This is a genomic window from Mariniluteicoccus flavus (assembly GCF_054776655.1).
On the sequence record NZ_BAAHBN010000001.1, the window covers coordinates 168,290 to 181,000 of the forward strand.

The following is a 12,711-nucleotide window of genomic DNA, read 5'->3' on the forward strand; positions in this document are numbered from 1 at the left end:
TCCTGTCGTCAGCCGCGGCGGCTGCCCACCACGGTCGTCATCTTCGGCTGCGGCGCACGCCGCTTCGTGCCCGCCAACGCGCGGACCTCGGGCTCGTGGCGCGCACAGGCGACCAGAAGACCCAGGGCCATCATGTTGGCGAGAAGTGCGGACCCACCGTACGACACCATCGGAAGCGGCACGCCCATGACCGGCAGCATGCGCAGCACGACGCCGAGGTTGACGACGGCCTGGAACATGAACCACGTGGTCACCCCGGCCGCGGCGAGGCGGCAGAACAGGTCGTCGGAGCGCAGGGCCACGCGGAAGCCGGCCACGCCCAGCACGAGGATGAGGCCGAGCACGACCAGCGACCCGACGAGGCCCAGCTCCTCGCCGATCACCGCGAAGATGTAGTCGGTGTGGGCCTCCGGAAGGGCGCCCCACTTCTGGCGCGACGCCCCGAGGCCGACGCCCCACCAGCCGCCGGTGGCCAGCGCGTACACACCGACGGTGGCCTGCAGGTTGGTCGACAGCTGGTCGGCGTGGGGGTCGAGGAACGCCCTGAGGCGGCGCATGCGGTTGGCCGACATGAGTGTCAGCGCGGCGACGCCGGCCGTCCCGGCCAGGCCCATGGTGGCCAGCACGCGGAGCGGGGTCCCGACCGTGAACAGGATGCCGGCGAGGATGCCGGCCATGATCACCGCGGTGCCCATGTCGCCCTGGAACACCACCAGCAGGACCACCAGCCCGGTGAACGGCAGGAACGGCACCAGCAGGTGGCTGGGCCGGTCGAGCACCTTCTCCTTGACCGCGAGGATGTGGGCGCCCCACAGGATCATCGCGAGCTTGGCGAACTCCGACGGCTGGAGGCTGAACGAGCCGATGACGAGCCAGTTCTGGTTGCCGTTGACGTTGCGTCCCACGACATAGGTCGCGGCCAGCAGCAGCGCGCCCAGGCCGAGCGCCGGCCAGGCGAAGAGACGGACCCGGCGTACGCCCAGCACCACGATGGAGACCCCGGCGACCACGCCCAGCACGCAGAACACCGCCTGGCGCTTGATGAAGTAGTAGGAGTCGTCGTAGATCTTGTAGGCCATCACGCTCGAGGCCGACAACACCATCATCAGGCCGAGCCCGATCAGCAGCGCCGCGGAGCCGACGATGAGATAGAAGTCGGCGAGCGGCGTGTCGAGGACGCTGCGCACCAGGTCGGACGTCGACCGCGACGCCGACCGCGTGCGGCGGTCCCGCGTACGCGTGGTCGTGTCGTCCTGGTCGGCTGACGCTCCCGGGGAAGTGAGGATCGCCACCAGCCCTCCTTAGTCGCTCGTGTCCGTCGTGTTCCTGCTCGTGTCCAGCGCCCTCACCGCGGCGGCGAATGCGTCGCCGCGGGCGCCGTAGCCCGCGAACATGTCGAGTGAGGCGCAGCCGGGGGCCAGCAGGACCGTGTCGCCGGGCGAGGCCAGCGACGCGGCGGCCGTGACGGCCTCGGTCATGGCCCCATCATCGCCAGCGTCGACGACGATGACGGGGACGTCGGGCGCGTGTCGGTCAAGTGCGTCCTTGACCACGCCGCGGTCGACGCCGAGCAGCACCGCACCCCGCAGGCGCTTCGCCATCGCCGGGACGAGCTCGTCGAACGACGTGCCCTTGGCCTGGCCACCGGCGACCCACACGATCGAGTCGAACGCCTTCATCGACGACGCCGCGGCGGCGGGGTTGGTCGCCTTGGAGTCGTCGACGTAGGTCACGCCCCCGATCTCGGCCACGGTCTCGATGCGGTGGCCGCCCAGGCGCAGGTCGCGCAGGCCGCGCGCCACCGCCGACGCGGGTACGCCGAGGCTGCGCGCCAGGGCCGCCGCCGCCAGGGCGTTCGCGACGTTGTGGGGGGCGTACGGCTGGACGTCGTCGACCTTGGCCAGCTCGAGCGCCGAGTTCTGGCGCTGCTCGATGAAGGCGCGGTCGACCAGGAGGTCGTCCACGACCCCCAGCATCGACAGCCCCGGCGAGCCGAGCGTGAACCCGATCGCGCGGGCGCCCTCGGTGACGTCGGCGTCCTCGACCATGCGCTCGGTGGCCGGGTCGTCGACGTTGTAGACGCAGGCGTGGGTGACGCGCTCGAAGATCCGGGCCTTGTCGGCCGCGTACTCCTCCAGCGAGGCGTGCCACTCCAGGTGGTCGGGCTGGAGGTTCAGCACGGCCGCCGAGTGGAGCTGCAGCGAGTGGGTCGAGTGGAGCTGGAAGCTCGACAGCTCGACGACGTACGCGTCATAGCGCGTGTCGCTGTCGAGCACCGCCTCCATCACGGGCCGGCCGACGTTGCCGACGAGCGCGACCGACAGGCCGGCGGCGGTCAGGATCGACTCGGTCATCTGGACCGTCGTCGTCTTGCCGTTGGTGCCGGTGACGCCGACCCACGGGATGCGCTCGGCGGGCGGCAGGTGGGCCGACGAGAGCTGCCAGGCGAGCTCCACCTCCGACCACACCGGTACGCCGGACTCCGCGGCCGCGCGCAGGATCGGCGTGACCGGGCGCAACCCCGGCGAGGCCACGACGAGCTCGGCCCCCTCCGGCAGCGCGTCGGTCGAGCCCGGCCCGAGGCGCACCTCGGCGCCGAGCTCGGTCAGCAGGTTGCCCTTGTCGCGGTTGCCCTCGGTGTCGGCGTCGTCGAGCACGATCACGCGCGCCCCGGCCTCGAGCAGCCCGTCGGCGGCGGCGAGGCCCGACCGGCCGAGGCCCACCACGACACACAGCCGGTGCTCGACCGGGGCGCGGTTGAGCTGGGGCCGGTTGGCGGGGTCCAGGGGCGAGTGGGAAGAAGAAGAAGAAAAAGAAGAGGTCACTGCGCCGCCACCCACTCCGCATAGAACATGCCGAGGCCCAGGCACACGCAGATCCCGCAGATGATCCAGAAGCGCACGACGATCGTCGACTCCCCCCACCCCATCAGCTCGAAGTGGTGCTGCAGCGGCGCCATCTTGAACAGCCGCTTGCCCCTGGTGAGCTTGAAATAGCCGACCTGCAGGATCACCGACAGCGTGATGATCACGAACAGGCCGCCGAGGATGACGAGCAGCAGCTCGGTGCGGGTGAAGATCGCGAGCCCGGCCAGCGCGCCGCCGAGCGACAGCGAGCCCGAGTCGCCCATGAAGATCTTCGCGGGCTTGGTGTTCCACCACAGGAAGCCGAAGCAGGCCCCGGCGAGCGCCACCGAGACCACCGCGAGGTCATAGGGGTCGCGCACCTCGTAGCACTTGGGACCCGCCGAGTCGAGGGACGCGCACGACTGGTTGTACTGCCAGATGTTGACCAGCGTGTAGGCGCCGAACACCATCGTGCAGGCGCCGGTGGCGAGCCCGTCGAGGCCGTCGGTGAGGTTCACCGCGTTCGAGGCGGCCGCGACCAGGAGCATGATCCAGGCGATGGCGAGCAACCAGTGCAGCTTCAGCAGCGGGATGTCGTCGAGGAACGAGATGAACTGCGAGGCCGGCGTCACGCCACGCTCGTCAGGGAACTGCAGGGCGAACCAGCCGAACGACGCCGCCACGACCGACTGGCCGATGAGCTTGGCCCTCGAGTCGAGCCCGAGCGAGCGCTGCTTCGAGATCTTCGTCCAGTCGTCGAGGAAGCCGATGATGCCGGTGCCGAGGAACAGATAGAGCACCAGCAGGCCGGACGCCGTCGGCGGCCGCCACGTGAAGAGGTGGGCCAGGAAATAGGCCAGCACGACGGCGATCATGACGACGATGCCGCCCATGGTCGGCGTACCGCGCTTGGTGTGGTGGCCGGTCGGGCCGTCGTCGCGGATGAACTGGCCGTAGCCGTTCTTCACGAGGATGCCGATCGCCAGGCGGGTGCCGAGCAGCGTGAAGATCATCGCCAGCGCCGCCGCGAGCAGGATCGTCTTCACTCTGCGTCTCCCGTTCGTGTCTCGTTCGTTCGCGTCTCGTCCGCGGTCGCGCCCTCCGCCAGGAGGACCTCGGCCACCTTCTCCAGCCCCACCGCGCGCGAGGCCTTCACGAGCACGATGTCGTCGGGCCCGAGGTCGAGCTGTCCGGCCACGGCGTCGCGGTCGGCCACGACACGGGCGTCGGGGCAGCCGGCCGAGGTCGCCCCGGACACCATGTCCCCAGCATTCTCCCCCAAGGCCACCAGATGGTCGATCTGGAGCGAGCCCACGGCGCGTCCCGTGGCCTCGTGCTCGGCCGCGGCGGTGTCGCCCAGCTCGTGCATCTGGCCGAGCACCGCCCAGGTCTCGGCGCCCGGGCGCGTACGCCGGCGCGAGCGCCCCATCGCCGCGAGCGTCTCGACCGCGGCGATCATCGAGTCAGGGTTGGCGTTGTAGGCGTCGTTGATGACCACGGCGCCGTCGGCGCGCTCGGAGACCTCCATGCGCCAGCGCGAGCGGGGCCGGGCCGCGGCCAGCGCCGCGGCGATGGCCCCGAGGTCGAGTCCGGCGGCGAGCGCGGCGGCGTCGGCGGCCGTCGCGGGGTCGGCCTGGTGACGGCCGACCAGCTGCAGCTGGACCCGCGCGGTGCGTACGGCATCCCCCGTTGGAGGCGCGGAGTCGCCGCCCCGCACGTTCAGCGTGAACGCGTGCCGGTCGAGGTCGTCGGCCTCCACGTCGGAAGCCCACACGGCCAGGTCGGCGCCCTCGTCGGGCTGGCCGCCGGCGGAGAACAGTGCCACCCGGGCCCGCGTACGCCCGGCCATGGCCGCCACGAGCGGGTCGGTGCCGTTGAGGACGGCCCAGCCGTCGGCCGGCAGGGCCTCGACGAGCTCGCCCTTGGCCACGGCGATCTTCTCCTGCGAACCGAACTCGCCGACGTGGGCCTGGCCCACGTTGAGCACGACCCCGATCTTCGGCGGGGTCAGCGTGCAGAGGTGGGCGATGTGGCCCAGCCCGCGCGCTCCCATCTCGGCGACGAGGAAGCGCGTCGAGGCGCCCACGCGGGTCGCGGTCAGCGGGAGGCCGATCTCGTTGTTGAACGAGCCGACGGGCGCGACGGTCTCCCCCGCGGGCTCTAGGATCTGGGCGATGAGGTCCTTGGTGGAGGTCTTGCCGGCCGAGCCGGTGACCCCGACGACCGTGAGGCCGGCCGTGGCGTCCACGACGTGGCGGGCGAGCCGGCCGAGCGCGGCCTGGGGGTCGTCGACCACGAGGCATCCGGCGGCGACGTCGGCGGCGAGCCCGTCGGGCACGCGCTGGCAGAGGGAGGCGGCGGCGCCGCCGGCGGCGGCGGCCGCGATGTAGTCGTGGCCGTCGACGTGCTCACCGGCGAACGCGACGAACAGGGAGCCGGGCGTGGCCTGCCGGGAGTCGATGCAGACGTCGGGCCCGACCGGGCGATCGGCTCCTCCCCCGTCGGGGACGGAGGCGCCGACTATGCGGGCCAGCTCGGCGAGGGTCAGCGTTTCCACGGGGACTCCCCTTCCTGGCCGCGCAGGCGCGCCCATTCCTCGGTGATGACGGCCACGTCGTCGAACGGCGTCACGACGCCGCCGATGTCCTGGCCCTGCTCGTGGCCCTTGCCCAGCACCGCCACGATGCCGTCGGGTCCGGCGGCCTCGAGCGCGTACGCGATCGCCGAGCGCCGGTCGCCGCCGTCGACGACCTCGGCGCCGGAGGCCGCCTCGCGTGCTCCCGCCAGCGTCGCCGAGCGGATCGCGGCCGGGTCCTCCGACCGCGGGTTGTCGTCGGTGACCACGGCGACGTCGGCGCGCGCCGCGGCCGCGCCCATCGGTCCCCGCTTGGTGGCGTCGCGGTCGCCGCCGCACCCCACGACCACGACGAGGCGGCGCCCCTGGGCACGGGCCCCGGCGAACGCGTCGACCGCGGCCGTCACGGCCTGGGGGGTGTGGGCGAAGTCGACGTACGCCTCGGGCGCGCCCTCGCCCAGCCCGATGCGCTGGAGGCGGCCCGGGACGGTGACGTCGGCGAGGCCGAGGCTGGCGGCACGGGCGTCGAGCCCGGCGACGTCGACCATGGCCAGCGTCGTCGCCGCGTTCCGCACGTTGTGGTCGCCCGGCAGCCCGAGCACGAAGCCGAGGTCGCCGGACGGGGTGGTCAGGACCACGTCGAGGCGGCCGTCGCCCCGGGCGCCGACCTCGCGTACGCGGTAGTCGGCCTCGGACTCCCAGCCGCAGCTGTGGGCGGCGACGTCGCCGGACCGGCGCACCTGGTCGAGCAGGCGTACGCCCCACGCGTCGTCGGCATTGATGACGCCCGACCGCGCGTGTTCGGCGGTGAACAGGGACGCCTTGGCCGCGAAGTAGTCCTCCATCGTGCCGTGGAAGTCGAGGTGGTCGCGGCCCAGGTTGGTGAAACCGGCGACGTCGAAGGTGATCGCGTCGGCGCGGTGGAGCGCCATGGCGTGTGACGACACCTCCATCGCGACGGCGTCGGCGCCGCGCTCGGCCATGACGGCCAGGAGGGCCTGCAGCTCGGGCGACTCGGGCGTCGTCACCGTGGTGCGCGCCCCCTCGAGCGCCACCCCGTCGAGGAGGAAGCCGATCGTGCCGATGGTCCCGACGCTCCGGCCCGTCGCCCGCAGCGCGTCGGCGACCATGAACGCGGTGGTGGTCTTGCCGTTGGTGCCGGTCACGCCGAACATCGTCAGTTCCTCGGCCGGGTCGCCGTAGATCGTCGCCGCCGCGCGCGCCATGGCGCCGCGCGGGTCGTCGACGACGACGACGGGCACGTCGGCGGAGACCTGCGTACGCCCCGCCGCGTCGGTGAGGATCGCGGCCGCACCGCGGGCGACGGCCTCGTCCGCGTACGCCGCCCCGTGGACCCGCGTTCCGGGGAGGGCGATGTAGAGGTCGCCGGGGCACACGAGTCGCGAGTCCAGGGTCGCGCCGCTGACGTGGACGGCGGGGACGTCCGCGAGCCCGACGGCGGTCCCCAGTGGCAGGGGGCGGCGGTCGGGACGCAGGGGTTGGACGGTCACGGTGTCGACGCTATCCAAGTCGGCGGCATCGTGTGGTCGGCGACACCCTCACCACGTGTAGCCCTTGGTGACGGCGCGCGACGGCGGCGTCGACTGGAGGGGTACGCCGTAGCGCGGCAGGGCGGTGCGCATGATGTCGTAATAGGGAGGTCCGGCGACGCCGCCGCCGGTGTGGCCGTTGAGGGGCTCGTTGACGACGATGTAGGTGAGGATCTGGGGGTCGTCGGCCGGCGCCATGCCGATGAACGACGCGGTGTAGCCCGAGTATTTGCCCGCCTTGACGTCGAAGTTCTCCGACGTTCCCGTCTTGCCGCCCATGCGGTATTCGGCGAACTTGAAATCCCGCGCGAAGCCGTCGGGGGCGACCACGGTCTCCATCATGGAGGCGACCTCCTTCGACGTCGCCTCGGAGACCACCCGGCGCTGCGGCTGGCGGGCCGGCAGGTCGACCTTGTTGCCGTCGGCGTCGGTGGCGGAGCGGAGGATGGTCGGCGGGTTGTAGACGCCTCCGTTGAGCACGCCGGCGACAGCCGCGGCGTTCTGCAGCGCGGTCACCGAGAGGCCCTGCCCGAACGAGATCTGGTCGCGCTGCGCCCCGGTCATCTTCTCCGGCAGGAAGCCGGTGGCCTCGCCGGGGAGCTCGATGCCGGTCTTCTGGCCGAGCCCGAACGACGCGAGGTACGCGCGGTAGCGCTCGGTCTCCATCTGGCGCGCCAGCATGATCGTGCCGATGTTCGACGAATACATCAGCACGCCGCGGGCGGTCAGGTTGGCGTACCCGTGCGGCCAGACGTCCTTGACCGTCGCGCCGCCCGAGCTGATGTTCGGGGGCACCACGAGGCGCGTGTCGGCCGAGGTGTGGCCGGCGTCGACGAGGGCCGCCATGGTCAGGACCTTCTGGACCGATCCCGGCTCGAAGGCCTGCGTCACGGCGCGGTTCGACAGGTCCTCGGTGCGGGCGGAGGCGGGCGCGTTGGGGTCGAACGACGGCGCGTTGGCCATGGCGAGGACCTCGCCGGTCTTGATGTTCATGGTGATGGCCGTGCCGGACTTGGCCTGGGAGCCCTTGACGGCGTCGGCGATCGCGCGCTCGGCGACGGCCTGCAGCTCGGCGTCGAGCGTGAGCTGGTAGTTGACGCCGTTCCGCGGCGGCATGACGACGTTCGTGCCGAGCGGGATTCGATAGCCCTGCGACGCCTCGAAGATCTCCTGGCCCTCGACACCCGACATCTCACGGTTCATGGAGAACTCGAGCCCGTCCAGACCTTTGTTGTCGGCGCCGACGAAACCGATGATCGACGCCGCCGACTGCTTCTCCGGATAGATGCGGATGGGGTCGGACTCGCGGGCGATGCCATAGATCTTGGCGGCGGCGAGGTCGGCCGCCAGCCGCTGGTAGGAGGCCGCGGGAACCTTGCGCGCCACGACGGAGTAGCGGGAGCCGCCCCCCTTGGTGAGGGCCTTGACGTAGTCGTCGCGGACGCCCCCGACGTGCTTCATCAACAGGTCGGCCACGGTGTCGACGTGGTTCGGCATCGGCTTCCCGTTCGCACCCAGGGTGCCGGGGGCAGGATTGATGAGGGTCGGGTCGCAGAAGACGAGGACGGCCGGGGCGGTCTCGGCGTAGATGGTGCCGAACCGGTCGGTCACGGTGCCCCGCGACGGGGGCAACTTGACGGTCTGGGTCATCTTGCTGGCGGCGGTGGCCGCGTTGGCGTCAGAGTCGAAGCCCTGCAGCTGGAGCAGGCGGCCGCCGCAGAGCGACACGACGACGGCGAAGGCGATCAGGACGATCCGCACCCGATGGGCCCCGCTCGCCAGCGGGATGCGCATCGGCGGGCGGTGGCCGCGCCGCGCGGCGCGGATCCGGGCCGCGGCGCGGGCGCGGTCGGGCGTCCGGGCGCGGTCGGGCGTACGGGCGCGGTCGGGCGTCCGTGATGGGCGGGGGGCGGGCCGACGAGCGGGACGCGCGGCGCGGTCGGGCGTACGACGTTCCATCAGCGGCCTCCCGCGGCGTTCATCTGGGGCTGGTTGGTCCGTGGGGCGTTGGCCGGCTGGTTGGCCTGGGGCTGGTTGGCGGGGGGCTGGTTGGCCTGGGGCGGGTTGGCCTGGCCGCGGGCACGGGCGTCGGCCTCCGCCTTGGCGCGCGCCTCGGCCTCGGCCTTCGCGCGCGCGTCCAGCAGGCGCTGCCGGGCGGCCTCGACGGCCTTCTGCTCGACATCGCGCCGGTGGTCGGCCGCGTTCGTCGCCTCCTTCTCGTTGTTGGCGCGACGCTCCTCGGGCGACAGCTCGAGCGCTTCGGGGAGATAGAGGCCGTCCTCCTTCATCGGGTAGCCGGCGATCTTGCCGTCGGCGAGGTTGACGTAGGCGATGCCGCGGTTGGGCCGCAGGCCGAGCGCCGTCGCCCGGCGGGTCAGCTCGGTGGTCGACGAGGCCACCACGAGCGCCTGTTCGAGTTCACCCTCCTGATACGCGAGGGCCGCCGTCTCGCGCTTGAGCCGGTTGGCCTCGAACGCCTGGTTCTGCAGGTGGGTGTTGAGGAGCAGCAGCCCCACCATGCCGACGGCGAGGATGCCGGCGACGATGAGGAGGAACGGCGTGCGCCCGACCTGCGTACGCGGCCGCGGCACCAGTCGCAGGAACGTCCGCGGGGCGCGGTCGACGGGGTGCTCGGTCTGGTGCAGGGCGCTCATGATGCCTCCTCGATGCGTTCGGCGACGCGGAGCCGGGCGGACGCCGCGCGGGGGTTGGTGGCGACCTCGTCGTCGTCGGGCTTCTCGGCGCCGCGGGTGACCAGGCGGAGCTCGGGGCCCATGCCGGGCGGCACGACCGGGAGGTTGCGGGGGGCGCGGCTCTCGGACCCCTTGCGCAGGACCGTCTTGACGGCGCGGTCCTCGAGGGAGTGATAGGCCAGCACGGCGATGCGCCCGCCCACGGCGAGGCTGCCGACCGCGGCGGGGAGATAGCGGTCGAGCACCTCGAGCTCGCGGTTCACCTCGATGCGCAGGGCCTGGAAGGTGCGCTTGGCCGGGTGTCCGCCGGTCTTGCGGGCGGCCATCGGGATGGCGTCGGCGATGACCTGCACCAGGCGCGCCGAGGTCTCGAACGGGCCGTCGGCCTCGCGGGCGGCGACGATGCGGCGGGCGATGCGATCGGCGAAGCGCTCCTCGCCCCACCACTTGAGGATGCGGGCGAGCTCGCCGGCCGACCAAGTGTTCACCAACGTCGCGGCCGTGACGTCCTGCTGGCTGTCCATGCGCATGTCGAGCGGCGCGTCGTGGGCGTACGCGAAGCCGCGGTCCGCGCGGTCGATCTGCAGCGAGCTGAGGCCGAGGTCGGCCAGGACGCCCTGGACCCGGCGTACGCCCAGTTCCGCGAGCACGTCGGGGAGCTCGTCATAGACGGCCTCGACCGCGGTGAAGCGGTCGCCGAAGCGGGCGAGGCGCTCGGTGGCGTGGGCGATGGCCTGGGGGTCGCGGTCGATGCCGATGACGCGGGCCTGCGGGCAGCGCTCGAGGACCGCTTCCACGTGGCCGCCGAGGCCGAGGGTGCAGTCGACGTGGACAGAGCCCGGCTCGGCGAGCGCGGGCTCCAGCAGGTCGACGATGCGGGCGCACATGACCGGCACGTGGCGCGCCGCGGGCTGCTGCTGCATCTCGACCCTCCCCTGGTTCCGTGCCGGTGGTGCTGGAGCTCGTGCTGGTTGACCGTCCTCGTCGCGACCTGGCCGCGGCTCAGGCGCCACGGCCGGGCCATGGGGCCAGGTTTCGTCCCGAAAGACGCGGGAAGTGTGATCTGGCACCGGGGAAGGTGCGCCAGCTCACTCGTCTCTCGGGCCGAAGCCTCACCCCATGGACCGTCCCGTTCACTCGCCGAGGGCGAGTCCCGGGAAGACCTCTTCGTTCATCTCGGCGAACACCGATTCCTGCTCCGCGGAGTAGTGCTCCCACGCCGCCGAGTCCCACACCTCGACCCGGTCGATGGCACCGACCACGACGATGTCCTTGTCCAACCCCGCGTACGCGCGGAGCTGGGGCGGCACCGTCAGGCGGCCCTGCTTGTCCGGGACCTCGTTGGACGCCCCGGCCGCCAGCATGCGCTGGAAGTCGCGGACACCCTTCACGGTCGAGGGACCGGACGCCATCTTGCGGGCGATGTCCAGGAACGTCGCCTCGGGATAGATCGCCAGACAGCGGTCCTGACCGCGGCTGATGACCAGACCCTCGGCGAGCTCCTCGCGGAACTTCGCCGGGAGGAAGAAGCGACCCTTCTCGTCGAGCTTCGGTTGGTGGGTCCCCAAAAACATCTCTGAGGTCACCTCCCCGCTCCCCGAGTCGAGCCATCTCGCTCCACTGCGCTCCACCGTACTCCACTTCCCCCCACTTTGGGCAAGTTTCTCGGGTGATTCGGGTCGTGTCGGGGGGGCCGGGGTGTGAAAAGTGCACAGGTGCGCCCAACACGCCGGGGGTACCCCGCCCCGAGCCGCGAAATGCGCACACCTGCGCCCAACACGCCCCGCGCACGCCACCCCAAGCCGCGAAATCCGCACACCTGCGCACTTTTCACACCCCCGGTGGAGCGAAAGGGAGCGTCCGGTGGAGCGCCGGGGAGCACCGACCGCCCCCCGCCGATCCCGAATCGTTATCTTTCGACCGACCGCGTAGGGTGGGGCCTCGGACGCCACGCCCCCGGCGCGGCGCGCCCAGAACCAGTCGAGTCAAAACGGAGGACGAGTTGAGCTCCACCCACCCGGGCGATCGCCACGAGTCTGGCCCGCACACCGCGTCGAACCCGATCATCGGACGCCGCGGCGCCGGCCCCCGCCAGGGCAGCATCCAGGACGTCGTGACCGTGATGGGCCGCGTCCGCGAGGCCATCGAATCGGTCATCGAGGGCAAGCGCGAGCCCATCGACATCGCCCTGGTCGTGCTCCTGGCCGAGGGACACCTGCTGCTCGAGGACGTCCCCGGCGTCGGCAAGACAATGCTGGCCAAGGCGATCGGCAAGTCGATCGACTCCTCGGTCCGCCGCATCCAGTTCACGCCCGACCTGCTGCCGTCGGACATCACCGGCGTCTCGGTCTACAACCAGGAGCGGCGCGAGTTCGAGTTCAAGCCGGGCGGCATCTTCGCGAACATCGTCGTGGGCGACGAGATCAACCGCGCCTCGCCGAAGACCCAGTCGGCCCTCCTCGAGTCAATGGAGGAGCGCCAGGTGTCGGTCGACGGCATCACCTATGAGCTCGAGCTCCCCTTCATGGTCGTCGCGACCCAGAACCCCATCGAGATGGAGGGCACCTATCCCCTCCCCGAGGCCCAGCGCGACCGTTTCATGGCCCGCATCCAGATGGGCTACCCCACCAAGAGCTCCGAGCTCGACATGCTCGAACACCACGGCTCGAAGGACCCGCTGCGCGTCCTCAAGCCCGTCACCGACGCCGCGTCGATCCAGGGCCTCATCGACGCCTGCAAGACCGTCTATGTGGCCCCCGCGGTGAAGGAATACCTCATCGAGGTCGTGTCTGCGACCCGCCAGTCGCGCGAGCTGCGCCTCGGCGCCTCGCCGCGTTCGTCGCTCCAGCTCCTCCGCGCCTCGCGCGCCCACGCCGCCCTGCAGGGCCGCGACTACGTGAGCCCCGACGACGTGGCCTTCCTCTCCGGCCCGGTGCTGTCCCACCGCGTCCTGCCCTCGACCGACGCCCAGCTGGCGCGCCACTCGGTGAACGACATCATCGCGGCGATCGTCCGGTCGGTCCCCGTCCCCGACAAGTGAGCGGCTG

Annotated in this window: 10 protein-coding genes; 1 reads left to right on the plus strand and 9 read right to left on the minus strand. The window is 71.8% G+C overall.

Going from position 1 to position 12,711, the window contains the following annotated elements; all coding sequences use genetic code 11:
- Positions 1–8: 8 nt before the first annotated feature.
- The 9 genes from ftsW to mraZ all read right to left on the minus strand — a co-directional run bounded on the left by ftsW (position 9) and on the right by mraZ (position 11,238).
- Positions 9–1,292: a putative lipid II flippase FtsW gene (gene ftsW / locus ACYVAG_RS00835; protein WP_460765290.1), complete on the minus strand. Its 1,284-nt coding sequence runs from the start codon at positions 1,290–1,292 to the stop codon at positions 9–11.
- A 9-nt stretch (positions 1,293–1,301) separates the two neighbouring features.
- The gene (gene murD / locus ACYVAG_RS00840) at positions 1,302–2,786 is read right to left on the minus strand and encodes a UDP-N-acetylmuramoyl-L-alanine--D-glutamate ligase (RefSeq protein ID WP_460766778.1); all 1,485 of its coding nucleotides are present in this window, start codon (positions 2,784–2,786) and stop codon (positions 1,302–1,304) included.
- 35 nt (positions 2,787–2,821) lie between these two features.
- A complete protein-coding gene (mraY, locus tag ACYVAG_RS00845; protein ID WP_460765292.1) occupies positions 2,822–3,892 on the minus strand; it encodes a phospho-N-acetylmuramoyl-pentapeptide-transferase in 1,071 nt (356 codons plus the stop codon).
- The gene (locus tag ACYVAG_RS00850) at positions 3,889–5,403 is read right to left on the minus strand and encodes a UDP-N-acetylmuramoyl-tripeptide--D-alanyl-D-alanine ligase (protein WP_460765294.1); all 1,515 of its coding nucleotides are present in this window, start codon (positions 5,401–5,403) and stop codon (positions 3,889–3,891) included. The genes mraY and ACYVAG_RS00850 overlap by 4 nt, the downstream gene beginning before the upstream one ends.
- Positions 5,391–6,950, minus strand: a complete 1,560-nt coding sequence (locus tag ACYVAG_RS00855) for a UDP-N-acetylmuramoyl-L-alanyl-D-glutamate--2,6-diaminopimelate ligase (protein ID WP_460765296.1) — start codon at positions 6,948–6,950, stop codon at positions 5,391–5,393. Before ACYVAG_RS00855 ends, ACYVAG_RS00850 begins: the two co-directional genes overlap by 13 nt.
- A gap of 30 nt (positions 6,951–6,980) precedes the next feature.
- Positions 6,981–8,930 carry a peptidoglycan D,D-transpeptidase FtsI family protein gene (locus ACYVAG_RS00860; protein ID WP_460765298.1) on the minus strand — a complete coding sequence of 650 codons (1,950 nt, stop codon included), beginning with the start codon at positions 8,928–8,930 and terminating at the stop codon, positions 6,981–6,983.
- Entirely contained in the window at positions 8,930–9,625 is a 696-nt protein-coding gene (locus tag ACYVAG_RS00865) for a hypothetical protein (protein ID WP_460765300.1), read from the minus strand. The genes ACYVAG_RS00860 and ACYVAG_RS00865 overlap by 1 nt, the downstream gene beginning before the upstream one ends.
- On the minus strand, positions 9,622–10,587 hold the full coding sequence (rsmH, locus tag ACYVAG_RS00870) for a 16S rRNA (cytosine(1402)-N(4))-methyltransferase RsmH (RefSeq protein ID WP_460765302.1): 966 nt from the start codon (positions 10,585–10,587) through the stop codon (positions 9,622–9,624). The genes ACYVAG_RS00865 and rsmH overlap by 4 nt, the downstream gene beginning before the upstream one ends.
- Before the next feature lie 210 nt (positions 10,588–10,797).
- A complete protein-coding gene (gene mraZ / locus ACYVAG_RS00875; protein WP_460766781.1) occupies positions 10,798–11,238 on the minus strand; it encodes a division/cell wall cluster transcriptional repressor MraZ in 441 nt (146 codons plus the stop codon).
- Between the two features lie 548 nt (positions 11,239–11,786).
- On the opposite strand from mraZ, the gene ACYVAG_RS00880 reads away from it, so the two are divergent.
- Positions 11,787–12,704: an AAA family ATPase gene (locus ACYVAG_RS00880; RefSeq protein ID WP_460766783.1), complete on the plus strand. Its 918-nt coding sequence runs from the start codon at positions 11,787–11,789 to the stop codon at positions 12,702–12,704.
- Positions 12,705–12,711 lie beyond the last annotated feature (7 nt).